This is a genomic window from Pararoseomonas sp. SCSIO 73927 (assembly GCF_037040815.1).
In the GTDB taxonomy this organism is placed as follows: domain Bacteria; phylum Pseudomonadota; class Alphaproteobacteria; order Acetobacterales; family Acetobacteraceae; genus Roseomonas.
Genome location: NZ_CP146232.1, coordinates 2652917 through 2672983, shown reverse-complemented (window position 1 = coordinate 2672983; position 20067 = coordinate 2652917). Strand labels below are relative to the sequence as shown.

Annotated in this window: 18 protein-coding genes; 11 read left to right on the top strand and 7 right to left on the bottom strand. The window is 69.4% G+C overall.

What is annotated here, in order from left to right; genetic code table 11:
- Window positions 1-3 precede the first annotated feature (3 nt).
- The 3 genes from VQH23_RS12590 to VQH23_RS12580 are packed head-to-tail and all read left to right on the top strand — an operon-like array spanning window position 4 to window position 4501.
- Window positions 4-1083 (top strand): hypothetical protein, encoded by a 1080-nt coding sequence (locus VQH23_RS12590; RefSeq protein ID WP_338665990.1) that lies wholly within the window; start codon window positions 4-6, stop codon window positions 1081-1083.
- 14 nt (window positions 1084-1097) lie between these two features.
- Complete coding sequence (locus tag VQH23_RS12585) at window positions 1098-2072, top strand: UvrD-helicase domain-containing protein (protein ID WP_338665989.1); 975 nt, start codon at window positions 1098-1100, stop codon at window positions 2070-2072.
- The gene (locus VQH23_RS12580; RefSeq protein WP_338665988.1) at window positions 2012-4501 is read left to right on the top strand and encodes an ATP-dependent DNA helicase; all 2490 of its coding nucleotides are present in this window, start codon (window positions 2012-2014) and stop codon (window positions 4499-4501) included. The genes VQH23_RS12585 and VQH23_RS12580 overlap by 61 nt, the downstream gene beginning before the upstream one ends.
- Before the next feature lie 378 nt (window positions 4502-4879).
- On the opposite strand, the gene VQH23_RS12575 is transcribed toward VQH23_RS12580, so the two are convergent.
- From VQH23_RS12575 to cydD, 4 genes are all read right to left on the bottom strand, one after another.
- Complete coding sequence (locus VQH23_RS12575) at window positions 4880-5446, bottom strand: DUF892 family protein (RefSeq protein WP_338665987.1); 567 nt, start codon at window positions 5444-5446, stop codon at window positions 4880-4882.
- A gap of 417 nt (window positions 5447-5863) precedes the next feature.
- Entirely contained in the window at window positions 5864-6139 is a 276-nt protein-coding gene (locus tag VQH23_RS12570; RefSeq protein ID WP_338665986.1) for a hypothetical protein, read from the bottom strand.
- 89 nt (window positions 6140-6228) lie between these two features.
- Window positions 6229-7884 (bottom strand): ATP-binding cassette domain-containing protein, encoded by a 1656-nt coding sequence (locus tag VQH23_RS12565; RefSeq protein WP_338665985.1) that lies wholly within the window; start codon window positions 7882-7884, stop codon window positions 6229-6231.
- 5 nt (window positions 7885-7889) lie between these two features.
- A complete protein-coding gene (gene cydD, locus VQH23_RS12560; protein WP_338665984.1) occupies window positions 7890-9551 on the bottom strand; it encodes a thiol reductant ABC exporter subunit CydD in 1662 nt (553 codons plus the stop codon).
- Between the two features lie 139 nt (window positions 9552-9690).
- Here cydD and VQH23_RS12555 point away from each other — a divergent pair, with 139 nt between their 5' ends.
- The 5 genes from VQH23_RS12555 to hemN all read left to right on the top strand — a co-directional run bounded on the left by VQH23_RS12555 (window position 9691) and on the right by hemN (window position 14811).
- Window positions 9691-11262 (top strand): cytochrome ubiquinol oxidase subunit I, encoded by a 1572-nt coding sequence (locus VQH23_RS12555; protein ID WP_338665983.1) that lies wholly within the window; start codon window positions 9691-9693, stop codon window positions 11260-11262.
- Between the two features lie 14 nt (window positions 11263-11276).
- Window positions 11277-12425: a cytochrome d ubiquinol oxidase subunit II gene (gene cydB, locus VQH23_RS12550; protein WP_338665982.1), complete on the top strand. Its 1149-nt coding sequence runs from the start codon at window positions 11277-11279 to the stop codon at window positions 12423-12425.
- A 16-nt stretch (window positions 12426-12441) separates the two neighbouring features.
- Window positions 12442-12558, top strand: coding sequence for a cytochrome bd-I oxidase subunit CydX (gene cydX, locus VQH23_RS12545; protein WP_257718981.1), 117 nt, complete (start codon window positions 12442-12444; stop codon window positions 12556-12558).
- A gap of 143 nt (window positions 12559-12701) precedes the next feature.
- Window positions 12702-13376 carry a Crp/Fnr family transcriptional regulator gene (locus tag VQH23_RS12540; RefSeq protein WP_338665981.1) on the top strand — a complete coding sequence of 225 codons (675 nt, stop codon included), beginning with the start codon at window positions 12702-12704 and terminating at the stop codon, window positions 13374-13376.
- Between the two features lie 73 nt (window positions 13377-13449).
- Window positions 13450-14811: an oxygen-independent coproporphyrinogen III oxidase gene (hemN, locus tag VQH23_RS12535; RefSeq protein WP_338665980.1), complete on the top strand. Its 1362-nt coding sequence runs from the start codon at window positions 13450-13452 to the stop codon at window positions 14809-14811.
- 115 nt (window positions 14812-14926) lie between these two features.
- Here the strand turns inward: hemN and VQH23_RS12530 are convergent, their stop codons facing one another.
- A complete protein-coding gene (locus VQH23_RS12530) occupies window positions 14927-15262 on the bottom strand; it encodes a hypothetical protein (RefSeq protein ID WP_338665979.1) in 336 nt (111 codons plus the stop codon).
- Window positions 15263-15430: 168 nt separating this feature from the next.
- Between VQH23_RS12530 and VQH23_RS12525 the strand changes: the two genes are divergently transcribed.
- Together VQH23_RS12525 and VQH23_RS12520 are read left to right on the top strand one after the other, a co-directional pair.
- Entirely contained in the window at window positions 15431-15907 is a 477-nt protein-coding gene (locus VQH23_RS12525) for a hypothetical protein (protein ID WP_338665978.1), read from the top strand.
- Between the two features lie 98 nt (window positions 15908-16005).
- Window positions 16006-16659: a hypothetical protein gene (locus VQH23_RS12520; protein WP_338665977.1), complete on the top strand. Its 654-nt coding sequence runs from the start codon at window positions 16006-16008 to the stop codon at window positions 16657-16659.
- A 525-nt stretch (window positions 16660-17184) separates the two neighbouring features.
- On the opposite strand, the gene VQH23_RS12515 is transcribed toward VQH23_RS12520, so the two are convergent.
- Together VQH23_RS12515 and VQH23_RS12510 are read right to left on the bottom strand one after the other, a co-directional pair.
- Entirely contained in the window at window positions 17185-17667 is a 483-nt protein-coding gene (locus tag VQH23_RS12515) for a hypothetical protein (RefSeq protein ID WP_338665976.1), read from the bottom strand.
- A gap of 218 nt (window positions 17668-17885) precedes the next feature.
- Window positions 17886-18251, bottom strand: coding sequence for an enoyl-CoA hydratase-related protein (locus VQH23_RS12510; protein WP_338666096.1), 366 nt, complete (start codon window positions 18249-18251; stop codon window positions 17886-17888).
- Between the two features lie 263 nt (window positions 18252-18514).
- Here VQH23_RS12510 and VQH23_RS12505 point away from each other — a divergent pair, with 263 nt between their 5' ends.
- Window positions 18515-20026: a helix-turn-helix transcriptional regulator gene (locus tag VQH23_RS12505; protein ID WP_338665975.1), complete on the top strand. Its 1512-nt coding sequence runs from the start codon at window positions 18515-18517 to the stop codon at window positions 20024-20026.
- Window positions 20027-20067: the final 41 nt, after the last annotated feature.

The window sequence follows — 20067 nt, the reverse complement described above, 5'->3', positions numbered from 1 at the left end:
GACATGGTGGGTCAGGGCGACGTGGGGCAGGATCCCCGGAACGGTGATGCCGTTCGCACCGGGGCAACCCCTGCGTCACGCGGCGAGCTGGAGCGGGCGGCGCGCAGCGTGCTCCGGCATGACTTCCATGAGCCTTCGAGGACCCACATCGTCTGGTGTGCGGGCATCGGGCGGGGCGGCGCAAAAGGTTTCGGCACCGCAGCGGACGAGGCGTTCCGCATGTTCGGTCACCGCCTCAAGGAAATCCTGGACGCCGCTAGGCCTTCGGATCTGGAGCGTTGGTCCCGTGACCTGGCCTACGACCAGACGGAGCGCCTGCGGGAGGCGCAGGTCCGCTCCCTGGCCGCCCGTGACCGGATGGGCGACTACAGCCTCGGCCTCGACCCCTCCCAGATCGGACTGCTCGCCGACGAGCCAGGAGGGGTGCCCTCGAACGACCGTATCGTAGAGGCACTCCGCGACGGCCTGACCATGTTCCATGAAGCCGCGCGCGACCGGACCTTAGACCAGATGCGGGACGCGGTCGCAGAACACGCTCGGGCCCTTCGCGAAGGACGCCGAGATCGATCTGACGCTCCTGCCTACCGGACGGTTCGCATGGGCGCAGAGACCCATGCAAGGCTCCAGCTCCTGGCGCACGAGATCGGCATCAAGCTCCAGGAGCTCTGCCGCTACCTGCTCGGCCTTCACCTAGATCGATGCGGTCTTTCCTCGGCTCATGGCGATGTCGGCACCGCGCCTGTGGCATCCCCCTCCGACCCGTTCGCCAATCTGGATTCGGCCACATTCGCCAGGGTCGCCAAGGCCGCCCACATGTCGAGGATAGTGCTTGGTGCCATCCGAAGCGGCCAGGTCGTGGATCTGCCGTACCTCGTCGCCGGGAGGATCGGTGCCGCATTGCCCGTGCCGGTGCCCGCGAACGACATCGTCCGCCACGCGGCGTCAGGTGTGCGCCTTCCCCCGGCGATGGCGGCCAGGGCGAAAGGAAGGCCTACAGCAGGCAAGCCCGGGCTGACCCTCGAGGAGGTCGCACGCCAGGCAGGCATGTCGGCGGCACAGATCGAGAAGATGCTGGCCGAATAGCAGGGTGCCCGGCGATGAACTCCTTCGACGCCGCGCGGATCGCGGCACGTACCCTCCGCCAGTCAGCATCCGGTGAGGTCACGGAGCCGGGCATTCTGGCCCTCGCCGAAGCAGCAGCCGCGCACCTGGATCTCGAGGTCGCCTGGGTAGAGCCAGGCAGCGACCTTCTCCATGGCACGATGGCTTTCCTAGATGCCCAGGCGGGAGCTGTGATCTGTGCCAGTTCGGGCAGTGATGGCGAGAAGGCGCTGCTCCTTGCCCACGAACTGGGCCACGAGGCCGTCCACCGGCTCATCGCGGGGCATGACACCCTTGCTGCGTCGGGTAGCGCCAGGTCCGCGACCCGTCTTTCCGACTACGGCCCCCGGGAAAGGCGGGAGCTCGAGGCCGAGGTCTTCGCCCGGGAGTTCGTGCTACCACGCTCGGAAGCGCGGCGCCTCCATCTCGACGAGGCCCTGCCCGCTGCGGCCATCGTCGCGGACACGGGCCTGCCCCGCGGGGCGGTCGAGCGGCAGCTCCTCGACTCGCTGCTGCTGCCGGATGTCCCGCCAGATCAACTGGTCGCCGGAACAGCGCCGGGCCTCGACCCTTCGCAGGAAACCGCGGTCCGGCACAGGGGTGGGCCACTGCTGCTGTCGGCTGGGCCGGGCACCGGAAAGACCCGCACACTCGTTGCCCGGGTGCGCCACCTTGTCGAGGAGAGGTCCGTCGATCCCGCCCGGATCCTCGTGCTGACCTTCTCCAACCGTGCGGCCGCCGAGGCATCGGAGCGGATCTGCGCTGCTCTTCCGGATGCAGGACCACGCGTCTGGGTCGGCACCTTCCACCAGTTCGGGATGGACATCATCCGCAGGCATGCCGACCGCCTGGGCCTGCCCCCAGCCCTATCCTGTTCGACAGTGCCGCCGCGGTCGAGGAGCTGGAGGACATGCTCGCGACGCTCGGCCTCGAGCACCACCGGAACCTCTGGGCGCCAGAGAAGCTGCTGAAGGACGTGCTGAAGGCTGTCTCGCGCGCCAAGGACGAGCTGGTCGGACCGGCCCGGTACGAGGAAATGGCCTCTGCCATGCTTGCCGCGGCCGGGGGAGATCCGGAGCGGATCGAGGCTGCCGAGCGGGCAGCGGAGGTCGCCCGGGTCTATGCAGCCTACCAGAACAGGTTGTTGAACATCGGTGCGGTCGACTTCGGCGACCAGGTGATGCTGCCAGCCCTCCTGGTGGAGAGCGACCCGGCCTTGGCTGCCGAACTGAGGGGACGCCATGGCCACGTCCTCGTGGACGAGTACCAGGACGTGAACCGCGCGAGCATCCGGCTCCTGAAGGCGCTGGTCGGTCCAGGCGGAGAGATCTGGGCCGTCGGCGACGCGCGGCAGGCGATCTACCGGTTCCGCGGAGCCTCCTCCGCGAGCATGTCGCGGTTCGCGGAGGACTTCGGCCCGCATGCCGCGTGCAACCTGGCGGTCAACTACCGCTCCTGCGCCGAGGTGGTAGGCACCTTCCTGGACTTCTCCCGCGAGATGGTCTCCGGGACGGACTTGGCCGGATCGGCCCTGGAGGCTCGGAAGGGAAAATTCGGTCAGTCACCAATCCTGACAGTATGTCCTGACGACGATGCCGAGGTGACTGCCGTAGTCTCGTCCGTGGCCGATCTGGCAGGCCGTGGCATCCGTCATGGCCAGCAGGCCATCCTCTGCCGCGGGAATGCACAGGTCGACGAGGTCTCGGGTGCCCTCGAGGCGGTGGGCATCCCGGTGCTACGCCTAGGGAACGTCCTGGAACGGGACGAGGTCAGGGATCTTCTCAGTATCCTCAGTCTGGCGGCCGACACGACCGGGACCGGACTTGCACGCGTCGGATCGCTTCCACGGTACGGGCTGTCCCTGCAGGACGTCCGGATTGCTGCCACGGCCTTGAGGGCGGGCGAGCGGACCGTGCTGGAGGCACTTGCCGACCTTTCCACTCTAGCAGGTCTGTCCGCGTCCGGTGCGGCAGGTCTCGTCCGGCTCGGCGAGGATCTCGCGGGCCACACCCCGTTCTCGTCACCGTGGGCACTCCTGACGACGCTGATGATGGACCGGACCCGCTGGCTGGCGGAGATGGCGGCGGGCAGCACTGTCGAAGGGCAGATGCGCTGCCTGGCCGTATGGAACCTGCTGGAGGCGGTCCGAACCCTGCGACCGAGAGGATCGGGGCCGCCGATCGCGCGTCTCCTGCGGCGGCTGAGACGGACCGCCATGCTCGGCGAGGCGCGCTCGCTGGGGGATGTCCCGGAAGCTGCCCGAAACCTGGATGCGGTCCACGTCATGACCGTGCATGGCAGCAAGGGACTGGAGTTCGAGGCTGTGCACGTCCCCGGCCTGCATGAGCGAGGATTCCCCCTTCCCTACCGCTCTCCGGCATGCCCCCCGCCCCACGGCCTGGTCGATGCGACCGGCGTCACGGCTGCTGCGGATGCTGCGGCCGAGGAGGAGTGCCTCTTCTTCGTCGCGATGTCCCGGGCGAGGACGCACCTCCGGCTCTACCGAAGCGAGTCTGAGTCCGGAAAGAGAAGGCATTCCAGAAAGCCCTCCTCCTACATCGCCAGGATCACCCACTCCCTGGCGCATGCAACTGGCCTGTCTGGCTCACCGGCGTCTCGGCCGACGGAACCGCATGTCGTCGTCTCCTGGCCGACGGGCGGACCCAGCCTGCTGGCGCACCATGTCGAGCAGTTGCGGCGATGCCCGAGACGGCTTCTCCACACGGTACTGCTTGGCATCCGGGCGGCCCGGCAGACAGGGCCCTTCGCCCGGACCCACGACTGCGTCCAGCGGCTGCTCACACGGCTCGCCGACGACGGGGAGCCCGCGACCGGTGCTCTCGCGGAACTGGAGGCCGTGTTCGAGGAACTCTGGCTGGAGCATGGCCCCCATGACCATGGCTACGCGACGCACTACCGCCTTCTCGGTTCGAAACTGCTGGCGGCCCTGCACCGGCGGCTCGAGGGACGGGAGCGTCTTGCTCCCGGGACTCGCACGGTCTCTGTCGGCGGAATCCGCATGGCAGTGCTGGTGGACGACATCATCGTGGCCGAGGGCACACACATCCTGCGCCGCATCCGGACCGGCAGTGACCGTGCCGACGACCAGGACATGAACGAGGTTCTGCTCCATCTGGCAGCTCTGGACGTGTCCGGCGAGAACGTTGGCCGGGCCGAGATAGCGAGCCTGACCGACGCGAGCCTGCGCGCGGTGGCTCTCACCGCACGCAAGCTCGTGACCCGGAGGGAAACGCTGGAAGAACTCGGGAGGCAACTGAAGGCCGGGCAGTTTCCTGCCACGCCGAGCTCGGACACATGCCCACGTTGCCCGCACTGGTTCGCCTGTGGCCGCCTGCCCCCAGGCGACCTCGTCATGGACGACCGGATAGGAGCGGTGTAGGCGGCACGACCGGGCGACCTCGGTCGCCACCAGGCGTACCTGCCACGTGACAGGGATGACTCCACATCGGTCGGCGTTGCCGTCCAGCAGCTAGTCTGACCTCCCTGGCGCATGGAGGGAGACTCCCGAGGGAGCGCCAGACATCATGGAGCGGACTTGCCGACCCGGGGCGATCCTGGACAAGGGCAAGGGTCCGACCCGCCTTCGCAGTAGGCGGAGGCGTGAGTATCGGTCGGTACCTCGGGTGACCCTCGGAAGGCGGTTCTTCGGCATGCCTACCTGGATGATCCGGCGGACGCCGTCGAGTCTGCACATCGCCGAGATACCTGCAGGCGGCGTGCCGCGGAACCCGGACGGGCTCGCGGCGCACCCGGCTTCTCAGGCCTTGGCCTTCTTGCCGCCGAGGGCGCGCCTGGGGACAGCCTTTTCCACCTCCGCAGTCTCCTCGCCCCCATCCTCGTCGTCCCCGGGCCCGTCCAGGCCCTCGGCGATCTGGGTCAGGAGGAGGTCGGTCCTCTTCTCCTCCTCCAGAGTCTCGTCCAGCAGCCTCTCGGCCTCGGCCAGGCCAAGCTTGCGCGCCCAGGTCTTCAGCAGACCGTAGCGGGCGATCTCGTAGTGCTCGATGGCCTGAGCGCAGCCGATCAGCACGTCGTCCGCCGCCTCCGTGTCCCCGAAATCCTCGAGATCCTCCTCCATTTCTGCCGTCAGGCCCTGCATCGCCTCGCAGGTCTTGCCACGGGCGGACTTGCCGAGGATCTCGAACACCTGGACGAGGCGCTCGACCTGCATCGCGCTCTCCTCCGCGTGCCTGGTGAACGCCTCCTTCAGATCCGGCGTCTTCGCTGCCTTGGCGGACTTCTTGAGCGCCTTCACCGACTGCTTCTCTGCGTAGTAGACATCCTTGAGTGTCTCGTGGAACGCGTCCTTCAGCGTCTTCTCAGCCATGTGACAGCCCTCTTTTCCCCCGGCCTCCGGAACTGGCCACCGGGCGCCGGAGCAACGCTGAGGCGGGCGGGTGGCTGCCCCGGGTCATCGTTCGGTCATTCAGGGATCGCTGCCCACCACGGCAACGTCGCGGTCATGCATTCCATTCCATCGGCATCACCAGCCGACCGGATCTATCGCCTTGAGCGACAACCATCTCGAACGGTTGGGCAGCGCCTCGCTCGGCGCGATGCGGAGGAGCGTCAGGACGGTCGCGGTGGCGCTGCTCGTCCTGGGCGGAGGCGTCATGGAAGAGAGCGCCGGGACGCTTCCGCCCAGGAGCATCCGACAGATGGACCAGGGCTGCTGCGGAGTGGGACAGCGACGGCTACGGATTGCCCCATGTCCGGCACTGCACGACCGGTTGGGGGGACGATGCTAGACGATCCACCCCCTGTGCCGGGCATGCTCGGCCAGGAGCATGTCCCGTTCCGCTTGCATCGCGAGGACGGCAGCTTCCAGGACGGCAAGAAGAGACCGTACCTCGGTCTGAAGGCGGCCAGGATCGACAGCGTCCACGTGCTCCACCCCCCAGGCGATGACGTCGCTCGCCCGCTCGACAGCACGGTCGAGGCCGACGAACAACCAGTCGTAATCCGGGTCATGAGGCATCCTGGCTTCCTGTTCTCGGGCGGAAACGATACTGCCCGCCATGACGAATGGGTCCGGCACCATTCGGTGAGGCGTCGGTCGCTGGATCCCTGCTTCTATCAGGACACCCCGTCCATCGCCTCCGGCCCCGTTCAGACGACCTCGATCTCGCGCGGCGCCACCGGGCAGCGTCGAGCTTCCGCAATCCCTATCCCGTGGATCCCGACAGTCGAACCGCACAGGGCAAGCGGTCCAGGGCTATGCGTGACGATCAGGACCCCCTGCCCTGTCCGGCCAAGCCTGAGCCGCAGGCCGTCCAGCACGCGCCGCTCGGTCGCGGCATCCAGGCCTTCGGTCGGCTCGTCCAGCAAGAGCCAGGGTGCGGGGCGGAGGTAGGCACGCGCCAGCACCAGCCGCCTGCGCTCGCCCCCCGAAAGCCGGGCGCCGTTCTCCCCGACCCAGGCGTCCAGTCCCCCGGGCAGGGCGGCCACGCGCTCCGCCAGCGCCGCATCGCGCAGCGCCTGCCACATCGCCGCCTCCGTCGCCTCCGTCGCCTCCGGGCAGGCGAGCAGCAGGTTGTCCCGCACCGTACCCCCCAGCAGGGCCGCGTCCTGCGGTGCATGGGCGAAGCAGCCGCGCACCGTCTCCGGCGGCAGGGCGGCGAGGTCCACGCCGCCAAGGCTGATCCGGCCGGGAACCACTGGCCGCAGGGCAAGCAGGGTCTCCAGCAATGTGGTCTTGCCGCAGCCCGAAGGACCGGTGATCGCCACCACCGCGCCGGGCCGCAGCAGGGCCTCCAGCTCCGCCAGCCGGATCACCGGTGCGCCCGCCATCCCCGGGTGGGCGGGACGGGGTGGTTCGGCAGCGTCGAGCACGGCGTCCAGCCGCGCCTCGGCCTCCCGCGAAGTACCGCGCCGCTCCAGCCCGCGCGCAAAGCCCGCTGTACCGTCCACCGTCATCGCGGCGCCAAGCGCGGCCAGGGCCGCCATGGGCAGCGGCCCATCGGCGGAAAGGGTCAGCGCGGCAACGGCGGCCAGCCCGGTTGCCGCTGCCCCGGCCAGGTCGAACAGGCCCGCGCCCGCGGTCGCGGCGTTCTGGGCCGCGAGAAGATCGCCGCTACGCTCGTCGACCGCCTCGGCCGCCCAGCCCTCCAATCCGTAGGCCCGCAGCTCCGGCGCGGCCGAGGCGAGCGTGGCGTACGTCTCTTTCAGCCGTCCGGCCGCGCGCTGTGCCTCCCGGCCCGGCGCCTGAAGCCGGGTCGCCAGGCGGTTCGCCACGAGCAGGTAGGCGGCGACGACCGCGCCCGTCGCCAGGACCGGTGCGGGACCGGCCAGGAGCAGCAGCGCCACGCCGCTCATGATCGAGGCCACCATGCCCCAGCAGGCGGAAAGGCCGACGAAGCGCGCCTCCACCGCGTTCACGTCCCCCACCAGCCGCGCGGAGGCCTCGCCGGTGGAGAGGCCGAGTGCCACGGCGGGAGGCGCGGCGGCCAGGGCGGAGAACAGGGCCGGGCGAATTCGGGCCAGGGCCCGCAGCGCGGCGTCGTGCCCCACCAGCCGCTCCCCGTAGCGGCTGCCGGTGCGGAGGATGGCGAGAAGCCGGATCCCAGCGCTCGGCAGCAGGTAGTTGAAGGCCTGGGCCGAGGCGATCCCGGCGGCGCCCGCCAGGGCAGAGGCCGTGATGAACCAGCCGGAGAGCCCGAGCAGCAGCACGGAGGAGGCGGAGACCACCGCGGCCGCGATCCCGGCGGCGAGAAGCCGGGGGCGCTGGCGGGCGCGCTCGGCGGCGATGAGTTGGTGCAGGCGCATTGGCGTCATCCGAGCCTCACGACGCGGTCGGCCAGGGCGGCCAGCCGCTCGGAATGGGTGGCGATGACCGTGGTGCGGCCCCTGGCACCCCGGAGGATGACCGGAATGAGGGCCGCCTCCGCCGCGGCGCCCAGGTGCGCGGTCGGTTCGTCCAGCAGCAGGACGGGGGCGTCCTTCAGCAGGGCGCGGGCCAGGGCGATGCGGCGGCGCTCGCCCCCCGAGAGGCCCCCTCCGCGTTCGTCGACCAGGGCGTCCATCCCACCGGGCCGGGAAGCCAACACGAGATCCAGCCCGACCTGCGCTGCCACCCGTACCATCTCGGCTGCGGGCGCATCCCGGCGGGACAGCGCGATGTTGTCGGCGATGCTGCCCGGCATGATCAGTGGCGCCTGTCCCATCCAGGCGATGGAGGGAGCGAAGGACCCGGCCTCGGAGAGGGCGAGCCCGTCCACCAGCACCTCCCCTTCCGTCAGCGGCGCCAGGCCGAGGAGGAGGTTCAGCAGGCTCGTCTTGCCGGAGCCGCTGGGGCCGAGCAGCGCCACCACCTCGCCCGGCGCCACGTCGAGGCCGAAGCCCTCCACCGCCGCGCGGTCGTCGCCGGGGTAGCGGATGGCGACGTCCTGGAAGCGGATGCCAGGGGCATGGGAGATCGGCCGGGCGGCGCCCGCCGGGGTGCGCGCCATGGCTTCCAGCGCCTGCAGCCGGTCCGCGGCGGTCTCGGCGGCCTGTTTGTCGTGGTAGGCGGCGGCCAAGCGGCGCATCGGGGCATAGAATTCGGGCGCCAGGGCCAGCACGAAAAAGGCGCGGAACAGATCCAGCCTCTCCGGCGCCGGGAAGGGCAGCAGGCCCAGCAGGTTGAACCCGGCATAGACAGCGACCAGCGCCACGGAGAGCGCCGCGAAGAATTCCAGCGCGCCGGACGAGAGAAAGGCCACCCGCAGCACGCCCACCGTGCGGCGGCGCAGTTCGTCGGCCGCCCCGGCCAGCCGCACGGTCTCCGGCCCCTCGGCCTGGAAGGCGAGGATCGTGGGAAGGCCCTGTACCCGGTCCGCGAAGAGGGCGGAGAGGCGGGACAGGGCATCGAACTGCCGCCGCGCCCGATCCGCCGCCGCCCCGCCCGCAAGGGCGAGTGCCAGGACGAAGGGAATCAGGGTGAAGGCCAGGATGCCCGCGCTGAAGGGGCTGGCGAGGGCCGTGGCGCCCAGGACCAGGAAGGGCACCAGCGCCGCGGCCCGACGCGCGGGCAGGAACCGGGCGATGTAGCCGTCCAGCGCCTCGACCTCGTCCACGGCGGAAGTCATCAGGCTGCCCACGGGAGGCCTCTCCCCGGCCGGGATGGCCAGGCTCGCCACCACCACGCGGCGGCGCAGCGCGGCCTTGGCCCGACGCGCGGCTTCCCCGCCCACGCGAAGGGACAGCGCCCCGAATGCCCCGCGCCCGGTGGCGGCTATCACGCCGAGCGCCAGCCAGGGCCATGCCGCCCCCACCCCTTGCCCGAGGGAGGTCAGCCCGCCCGCCAGCGCGGCGGCGAAGCCAATGGCGGCCACGCCGTCCAGGCACAGCAGGCCGGTGGCCGCACCGATCCAGCGGCCGCCAGGACGGGTGGCCTCCTTCAGCCAGGCCTGGCGGCTGGCCTTGCGTTGCTTGTCCGACGACGGGTTCGACATGCCCCTTTGTCGCCCGAACGTTCCTTCGCTTCCTTGATCGAGATCAAGGCGGGGCTGCCCCGATCCGTGGCTGTTGAGGGCATCCCCAGGCCGAGCCGCACCCGCGATGTGCGGCGGCCCGGATGGGCGGAGCAAATAGATGGACCCCGGTGTCGTCGACCTGTCGCGGCTGCAATTCGCGCTGACCGCGCTGTACCACTTCCTCTTCGTGCCGCTGACCCTCGGCCTCTCCTTCATGCTGGTCATCATGGAGAGCGTGTACGTGATGACGGGCCGCCAGATCTGGCGCCAGATCACCCAGTTCTGGGGCGTCATCTTCGGCATCAACTTCGTGCTCGGCGTGGCCACCGGGCTGACGATGGAATTCCAGTTCGGCACGAACTGGTCCTACTTCTCCCACTACGTGGGCGACATCTTCGGCGCGCCGCTCGCCATCGAGGGCCTGATGGCCTTCTTCCTGGAGGCGACCTTCGTCGGGCTGATGTTCTTCGGCTGGGAGCGGCTGAGCAAGCTCGGCCACCTCTTCGCGACCTTCATGGTGGCGCTGGGCACGAACCTCTCGGCGCTCTGGATCCTCATCGCCAACGGCTGGATGCAGAATCCCGTGGGCGCCGTGTTCAACCCGGAGACCATGCGGATGGAGGTGAACGACTTCGCCGCCGTGCTGTTCAACCCCATCGCGCAGGCGAAGTTCGTCCACACCGTCTCGGCAGGCTACGTCATCGCCTCCGTGCTGGTGCTCGGCATCTCCGCCATCTACCTGCTGCAGGGCAGGTGGGTGGGCTTTGCGCGCCGCTCGATGGTGGTGGCCTCGGCCTTCGGCCTCGCCGCCTCCCTCTCGGTCGTCGTGCTGGGCGACGAGAGCGGCTACGCCCTGACGGACAACCAGAAGATGAAGCTCGCAGCCATCGAAGCGGCCTGGCACACGGAGGCGGCGCCCGCCGGGCTGACGCTGTTCGGCCTGCCCAACAGCACGACCCGCGAGACCGAGTACGCCGTGAACATCCCCTGGGTGCTCGGCGTCATCGCCACCCGCAGCCTCGACAAGGAGGTAACGGGCATGAGCGAGCTGGTGCTGCTCGCGCAGGAGCGCATCGAGAGCGGCCGGATTGCCTTCGGCGCGGTGGAGGCCCTGAAGGCGAACCCGAACGATGCCGCCGCTCGCGAGGTCTTCGCCCGCCACGGCCGCGACCTCGGCTACGGGCTGCTGCTGACCCGCTACGTCGTCGACCCCCGGAACGCCACGCCGGAGCAGATCCAGCAGGCGGCCTGGGACACCGTGCCGAACGTGCCGCTGATGTTCTGGAGCTTCCGCATCATGGCCTCCATCGGCTTCGCCATGATCGCGCTCTTCTCCACCGCCTTCCTGCTCTGCAGCCTCAGGAAGTTCGACCAGCGCTGGTTCCTGCGCCTGGCCGTCGTCGCCATCCCCCTTCCGTGGATCGCGACGGAACTGGGCTGGGTGCTGGCCGAGATGGGCCGCCAGCCCTGGGCGATCGAGGGCGTGCTGCCGACCTTCCTCGGCGCCTCCTCGCTCAGCCGCACCGAACTCTGGCTGACGCTGGCGGGCTTCACCCTCGTCTACGGCGTGCTCGCGGTGATCGAGGTCGGGCTCATTGTCCGCACGGTGCGGAAGGGCCCCTTCGCCGGGCATGAGGACCCCAGCCCCGCCCCCGGCACGCTTCCCGCCACCCCCGCGATGGTCGGCTAGAGAGGAACAAGGTCATGGACCTGGCATACGACTACGCCACCCTCAGGGTAGTCTGGTGGGGCCTGATGGGCGTGCTGCTCATCGGCTTCGCCCTCACCGACGGATGGGACCTCGGCGTCGCGGCCATGCTGCCCTTCGTCGGCAGGACGGACGTGGAGCGGCGGATGGTGATCAACGCCATCGGCCCGACCTGGGAGGGGAACCAGGTGTGGTTCATCCTCGGCGGCGGCGCCATCTTCGCCGCCTGGCCCTTCGTCTACGCCGTCAGCTTCTCGGGCTTCTACCTCGCCATGTTCGTGGTGCTGGCCTCGCTGATCCTGCGGCCCGTGGGCTTCAAGTACCGCTCCAAGAAGCCCGATCCTGCTTGGCGGACCCGCTGGGACTGGGCCCTGTTCGTGGGCGGCTTCGTGCCCTCGCTCGTCTTCGGCGTGGCCGTGGGCAACGTCCTGCAGGGCGTGCCCTTCCGGCTGGATGGCAACCTGCGCGCCTTCTACGAGGGCAGCTTCTTCGGACTGTTCACGCCCTTCAGCCTGCTCTGCGGCCTGCTCTCGGTCGCGATGATCGTGCTGCACGGCGCGGCCTTCCTCTCCGTCCGCATCGAGCGCGGGCCGGTGCATGACCGCGCGCGGCGCTTCGGGACCTGGGCGGCGGTGGCCTCCCTCGTCCTCTTCGCGCTGGGTTGGGCCTACGTGGCCTGGGGTGGGGTCGGGTTCCGCATCACCAGCCCGATCGATCCAGTGGGCGCCTCCAACCCGCTGCGCACCACCTCGGTGCAGGAGGCCGGGGCCTGGCTGGCGAACTACAGGGCCTATCCCTGGATGACGGTCGCCCCCGCCCTGGGCTTCCTCGGCGCGGCCCTCGCCCTGCTGGGCATCCGGGCGAAGTGGGAGGTCCCGGCCTTCGCTGGCTCCGCCCTCTCCGCCTTCGGCATCATCGCGACCGTCGGGCTGTCGATGTTCCCCTACATCCTGCCCAGCTCGGTGGATGCCACCTCCAGCCTCACGGTCTGGAACGCCTCCTCCTCGCAGAGGACGCTGTTCATCATGGTCGTGGTGACTGTGATCTTCCTGCCCCTCGTCCTCGCCTACACCGCCTGGGTCTACAAGGTGCTCTGGGGCCGGGTGACGACCGAGGAGGTGGGGCGCAACCCCCACTTCTACTGAGAGAAGGATCCCCGCCATGTGGTATTTCGCCTGGGTCCTCGGCCTCGGCCTGGCCGTCGCCTTCGGGGTGCTGAACGGCATCTGGCACGAGTTCCACCTGCCCACCGACGACCGGGACCACCCGGCCGCCTGACCCCCCTCCCCACGCCGCCGGGCATTCCGGCGGCGCAGGCCCCTCATCGAAACAGAGCGGTCCCTTTCCCGACCCGGGCACCCTATGTTCGGGCCCTGGTCACGGGGAGGGTCGCCGCCATCACCCAGGTCTGTTCCGACTGCATGGTCCGCGATCGCACCCTCTGCGGCAGCCTCAGCGACGAGGAGCTGTCCGCGCTCAACACGCTTGGCCGAAAGCGGGAGCTGGCCCGGGGCGAGACCCTCGCCTGGGCGGGGGAAGAGGCCGTGCTCTGCGCCAACCTCCTCTCCGGCGTGCTGAAGCTCAGCGCCTCCACCGCGGACGGGCGAGAGCAGATCGTCGGCCTGCTCTACCCCTCCGACTTCGTCGGCCGCCCCTTCGCGCAGGAGGTGGAGCACAGCGTCACGGCGCTGACCGATGCCGAGCTCTGCGTGTTCCCACGCAAGCCCTTCGAGGAGGTGCTGGAGAACCACGTCCGCATGGAGCGCCTGCTGCTCCGCCGCACCCTGGCCGCGCTCGACGAGGCGCGGGCGCGCATGCTGATGCTTGGGCGGAAGTCAGCCGAGGAGAAGGTGGCGAGCTTCCTGCTCGAGATGGCCGGTCACCTCGCGAAAGGGGGTACCCGGCCTGGGGGCGGGATCACCTTCGACCTGCCCCTGACCCGTGCCCAGATCGCCGACGTGCTGGGCCTGACGATCGAGACGGTCAGCCGCCAGATGACGAAGCTGAAACGGGACGGGCTCATCGACCTGCCCTCCGGCCGCGCCGTGACCATCCGCGACCGCGGGAGCCTGCAGGAGCGCAGCGAGGCGGCCTGAACCACGCCATCGCATCCAGCGGGCCTTGACCTCGATCAAGGCCGGGCGCCCGCCTGCGGGCCAGAGTGGCGGCATGTCGAACCAGGCCACCCTCCCCTGCCGCACCTCTCTCGCGCTCGCCGAGGCCCGGGTACCGCGCTACACCAGCTACCCCACCGCGGCGCAGTTCAGGCCGGTGGACGAGGCCACCTATCGCGGCTGGCTTCGCAAGGGAGTTCGTCCGTCCGACACCCTGTCCCTCTACGTCCACGTCCCCTTCTGCCGCGACCTCTGCTGGTACTGCGCCTGCCACGCCAAGCCGACGCGGTCGGCGGGGCGCATCGGCGCCTATGCTGCCGCCCTGCATGCCGAGGCGGCGCTGCTGGCCGCTGCCCTGTCCGCCCATGCCGGGGTCTCCCACCTCCATCTCGGCGGCGGCACGCCCTCCATCCTTGGCCCGGACGGGCTGCGGGAGCTGATGGGCGTCCTGCGGCGGGAGTTCGGCCTCCGCCCCGGTGCGGAGATCGCGATCGAGCTGGACCCGCGCGTGCTGGACGAGACGACGGCCGAGGCACTCGGCGAGCTCGGCTTCACCCGCGCCAGCCTCGGCGTGCAGGACATCGACCCTGCCGTGCAGGCCCGCATCGGCCGCCCGCAGCCCGCGGCCCTGGTGGAGCTGGCGGTGGAGCGCCTGCGCCGCGCCGGGATCGGCGGCATCAACATCGACCTCATGTACGGGCTGCCCACCCAGACCGCCGCGCATGTGGCGGCGAGCGCGCGCTTTGCCGCCGGGCTCGGCGCCGACCGACTGGCGGTGTTCGGCTACGCCCACGTCGCCTGGATGAAGCCGCACCAGAAAGCCATCGACGCCTCCACCCTGCCTGGTGCCTTGGCACGGCTGGAGCAGGCCGAGGCGGCGGAGGAGGTGCTGACGGGCATGGGATACAAGGCGCTCGGCCTGGACCACTTCGCTCGGCCGGAGGACCCCCTGGCCCAGGCAGCCGCTGCGGGTCGCCTGCGGCGCAACTTCCAGGGCTACACCACGGACGAGGCCCCGGTGCTTCTCGGTCTCGGTGCCTCCTCGATCGGGAGCCTGCCGGGCGGTCACGCCGGGAACGTCGTGGACGAGGGGCGCTACGCCGAGGCCGTGATGGCGAGGCGCCTGCCAGTGGCAAGGGGCATCGCCGTCACCGAGGAGGATAGACTCCGCGCCCGGCTGATCGAACGGCTCATGTGTGACTTCGCGCTGGACCTGGGCGTCACGGACCCGGCGGCACAGCAGGTCCTGGGGCAGGCGCTCGTCCGGATGGCACCCCTCGAACGGGCGGGGCTGGTGCGGCGGGACGCCGGGCGGCTCTGCGTCACTCCGGCGGGGCGGCGCTTCGTGCGGCAGGTCGCGGCCTGCTTCGATGCATACTGGCATCCGGCGGCTGGCCAGCACACCGCCACGGTCTGAACCGGGCCACTGGCGGGCCTGCGAACCGCCACCCCGTCCCGGGAATCCGCCCCGTCTTCCCGGAGTTCGTCGGTGGCGGAAGCAGGGGCATCCACGGTGCCTGCCCTGGTGCCTGTCAGCGGGTGAAGTTGAAGTCCGTGATCCCGCAGGTGTTCACCTGCCGCCGCTCCTGCGAGGCCCCGTTGGCATAGACGACCCGGATGTCGTTCATGCACTGGCCCGCTGGCAGCACTACGCTGAAGCTCTGCCCCGAAGGCAGAGTGTTGTTCCCGAGGAGGTCCTGGCCCCAGCTGCTGCGCGACGAGGAGGAGACGTAGACCTCGTTGATCGTGCTGCCAGTCCGGTTGTTGAGCCGGAAGTCCGGGTTGTTGCTCTGGGCGGCCGCGGGCAGGAAGGCTCCGGCCACGAGATGGCCGACAGCAAGGGCGGGAAGCAGGCGTCGGACGGACATGGATCCTCAGTTGGTTGACGACCCGGTTCGAGCCGTGAGAGCAATGTTCCCATCGTTTGTACAATTTTACCTCGAGGTCAACGAGGTGGCAGCAGGGTGGGACGGCGGATGTTCGGGCGGTCAGGCTTGCTGTGTCTGGCGATAGCGTTGACGGCCATCGGAATGGGAATGCCCCCGGATGCCCGTGCCACTGAGCAGCTGCACCAGTTCCGCCCAGCGGACGCGGAGGCGCTTCGGGCGTGGGACGGCCTGCTGCAGCAGGACAGCTCCCTGCGGCAGGATGCCCGGCGCCATCGCTTCCGGCCACGCCTCGACCTGAGCATGCTGCGGGTTGACCTCGACGGCGACCGACAGCCCGAGTTGGTCCTCTACGCCGATCTGTTGCCCTACTGCGGCAGCGCTGGCTGCGTCGCCCGCATCCTGACCCGCCGGGAGGGCCGGTGGGTCCTTGCCTGCGAGACCCATGTCGAGGGCGACAACGGCTTCATCGTCGACAGCGCCCGCTCCTCCAGCTGGCGCAACCTGCGCGGCACTTACCGGATGACCTGGCGTGCCAACGGAAACAGCCCTGCGGGAGTGGCCTGCGTCGAGGGAGAGACGGTGCCCCGGTCCGAGCAAGCCAAACCCATCAGGCGTCCCCGGTGATGGTACCATCGAGCCTCCTCGTGCGGCGCTTCATGCTCGCTGCTCCTTTGCTGCTCGCCGGGCAGGCCACGGGGCAGCCCAGCGGCGGGAGCGCTCCCGTGCTGACGGCACGCCTTCTTCGTGACGGAGCACCACTCACCGTCCATTCGGTTGTGGAGGACGATCCCGACCGCCTCGTCCGGCTGCGCTTTTCCGGCCCAGGCGCCCCGACTGGCGAGGTGGTCATCCCCACCCGGTATGGTGGAACGGTTCCTTTGAGGGTCCTTTCCCTCCGTGGGCGGGAAGTGTTGCTGGCGGAGATGGACGGGAATGGCGGGACCGGCATCTCCCAGAAGATCGGCGTACTAGTCGGGGTCGATGACAGCGGCCGCCTGCGGGTGATCGGCATCGAGAACCTGGAGATCCTGGACTCCACCACCTGCGAGAGCGAGGCCAGCCTGCGTGGCACGGTCTCGGAGGCCTCGGCTGGACAACTTCGCCTGTCAGCCTCCTTCCACCGGAGGCGCGGCGAATGCGGCTTCCGCTGGCGCGGTCGGCCACATCGCGAGCGATGGCAGGAGGCGCTTTCCTGGGACGGCAGGGGCATCCTGTCGGCCGAACGTCCACCACGGGGCGCCGGTCCTGTTCGTCTCGCCACTTCCGCAGCACGCACACGGGTCCTTGCACTCCTTGCCGCGCCCGTCACCGACCTGCGCCGGGTCCGGCTGGAAAGGACCGGCATCTACGACCTTGCGGCCTATCAGGGACGCTAGCTGATCGGGCTCGGGGCGGGATGGCGCCACGGGCCACCTCCCCTGGTATCCAGTGTCGGTTCGCAGCATCGCCTCTTCGTAGATCAGAAGACGGGAATGACGGCCCTCGATAGCGCTTCCCGGCTCCAGGCCTTACCCACGCCGTCTGCCACCGCGACCTGCAAGGCGAGGCCACCAGGCTACCGGAGACTGACCGGCCCCGGTCAGCTAACCGCGCCAATCGCGTTCGGCCGCCAGGCGGGTGCGCTCGAAGTGGCTGTCCATCGCCTGGAAAGGCCGTGCTCGATGTTCGGGACATAGGAGACGCCGCGAGATACTGGTCACGCCATCTCCTCGGGCAGGGAGGAAAGACCGGTCACACCAGGTCCGATGGCGTCACGCTGACGCGGGTCGGCGTCGTCCTCGTGATGTCTCAGGGCAAGGGGCAGTCAGGACTGTGCGCTCCAGGAGCACCCTGCGTCGGGTCTGACGTGGCATCCCGGAAAGGCCGTCGGATCAGGAGGGGATACCGCGCAGTCTACGGGATCATGGTGCAATGCTGTCCATGTCGGCCACGATCGACGACGGATCGCAGCGGAGCCTGACGATCTCGTTGCCTCGCTTGCTGTTCGTGAAGGCCTCGATCGAGCTGTAGGCCCGGACTTCGGCACCCCTGACATTGCCGGGCCTGCGGCGATCGTCGGTGATGAAGAAGCTGTAGACGTAGGTCCCACGTGGATAGCCGATGCCGCTGGTGATCTCGGAGGAGCGATCGGCCCCCATCTCCTTGGTCGAGAAGATGTAGTGGTCGGCCTCGAAGTACAGCTCCGCAGGTTGGGTCCCCGTCACGAAGGTGTAGTAGACTTCCGTCCGGCCCGCACGCAGCCGCGCATCGGCGATGCGGCAGAATTCCACGCGCGCGTTACGCTCAGGGATGTTGCAAGCGAACTGGGTCTGCCAGGGCGGGATGCAGTTCGCCATGGCCATTGTGGGCATCAATGCGATGGCTAGGGCAGCAAGCAGCTTCATGTTTCCTCCTCCATGGACCTTCACAGCATAGGGCCACGCCGGACCGCCAAGGTGAAGACCACTCCCGCCGGGAATCGGATGGAGGCAGTCCGCCTCACGCGGCAGTGTCGCGGATCCGGTCCGGGTGCAGCTCCGCGGGGTGCCTCAGCCGCAGGCCTTGGACGCGCAGCCGTCCCCGCGACGCGACCGGCGGGGCTGGAGAAGCTCCACCGCGCTGGTCAGCGCCGCCAGGACGGCTCCCTCTTCTCCAGGAAGGCGGAGAGGCCCTCCTGGGCCTCGTCGGTGGTCGCTAGATAGCAGAAGTCCTCGACCGCGCTGGCCACGCTGCGCCGGTAGTCCAGGTCGTTGGCGCGCATGAAGGCGGTCTGGCCCAGGCGCATCGCGACCGGCGGCTTACTGGCGAAGTCGGCGGCCAAGGCACGGGCCGCCTCCAGAGCGTCGTCGGGCACGACCCGGCTGACCAGCCCCATGGCCGCGGCCTCCACTGCCTCGAAGCGCCGTCCCGTGAAGAGGAGGTCGAAGGCCCAGTCGCAACCGATGATGCGCGGCAGGTGAGCGAATTGAACGGCGGGGATCAGGCCCAGCTCGATCTCCGGATAGAGTGGTCGACGGGCGGGAGAATGCTGCTCTGACGCCGTCTGTCTTCGAGGAAGGCATCAAAGTCGTGAGGACGGTTACCCAGGTTCTGGCAGTCCATCCCGCCAGACTGGCTTCAGCGCTCTGGCCGCAGTGACACACCGCCTTTCGGAGGGCTTCCTTGTCGGCCTCCACCCGCGGACGCCCGAACTGCGGTAATTACGATGATCGCCCCTCGTAGGAGCGATCCGTTCGATAAGGGACTACCGCGATGTCCGACCTTCCTTCACAGGACCACGCCGACCACCAGCAGCTCCGGCTGATCCTGGCAGCCCTGCAGGACGGCGTGATCCTGATCGAGCCGGACCAGAGGATCTCCTGGGCCAACAAGGCCGCACTGCGGATGCATGGGGTGCAGGCCATCACGGATCTCGGCGCAACGGTGTCGGAGTACCGCAAGCGCTTCGAGCTGCGCTACCGCAACCGGCACCGCCTGGCCGAAGGCAACTACCCGATGGAACGGGTCCTCGCGGGCGAAGCCTTCGATGAGGTCGTGGTCGAGGTAGCCCCAGCGGGTGAGAACAAGGCGCAGTGGACCCACCGCATCCGCAGCCTCGTCCTCAACGACGCGTCCGGCATTCCGGACTGCCTGGTGCTGATCCTCAACGACGAGAGCGAGCGCTTCGACGCCGAGGAGCGCTTCGAGGCGGCCTTCTCGGCCAACCCGGCGCCCGCGGTGATCCTGCGTCTCTCCGACCACCGCCATGTCAAGGTCAACCGAGGGTTCCTGGAGATGACGGGCTACACGGAGGAGCAGGTGCTCGGCCGCTCCGCATACCAAATCGACGTGCTCGAGGGCGCGGCCCGACGGGAGTTCGCCATCGAGCGCCTCCAGGAGGGGCGGACCATCCCCCAGATGGAGGGTCTTCTCCAGCTCCCGGGTGGGGGCGAGAAGCGGGTCGTCGTCGCCGGACAGCCCATCGAGGTCGGCGACGCCGCCTGCATGCTGTTCAGCTTCGTGGATCTCGAGCACCACAAGCTGACCGAGGAGACTCTCCGCCAGAGCGAGGAGAACTTCGAGGTCGCCTTCCTCCTGTCCCCCGTGCCGACCCTTATCGCACTGCGGGAGGGGGGCCGTATCCTCCGGGCCAACGACGCCTTCGTCCGCGAGAGCGGCTACGCCGAGACGGAGTTGGTTGGACGGGGTGCCGTCGAGATCGGGCTGTGGGCAGACCGAGAGGCGGGACAGGCGCTCGAGCGGCAGTTCCAGCGGACCGGCACGGTTCGCGATGTCGACATGAGGCTGCGGACCAAGGACGGCAGCGTCCTCGACCTTCTTGTCTCCGCCGAGGCCGTGACGCTCGGCAACCGGCCCTGCGTTCTGGTCATGGCCCAGAACGTCGCCGAACGCCGCCGCACGGAGATCGAGATCGTCACGGCAATCGAGGCCGTCATGCAGGACACCGCCTGGTTCAGCAGGGTCGTCCTGGAGAAGCTCGCCAAGCTTCGTCGAGCCGACACCCAGGACAGCGCCGTGGCCGAGCTGGCGGACCTGCCGCATCGGGCACGGGACGTCCTGACAATGGTGTGTCGCGGGATGGAGGACGCGTCCATCGCCAACAAGCTCGGTATCTCCCGCAACACCGTGCGCAACCACGTCACCGGGCTTTACCGCAGGACCGGAGTGAACAGCCGGGCGGCCCTGGTGATCTGGGCCCGGGAGCGCGGCTTCGACGGCGGCCCACCGCCCAAGACACTGCAGCCTCCGCGAAAGCCGAACTGAGCTTCAAGGCAGACACCATCCTGCCACCCCAACCACGGCTT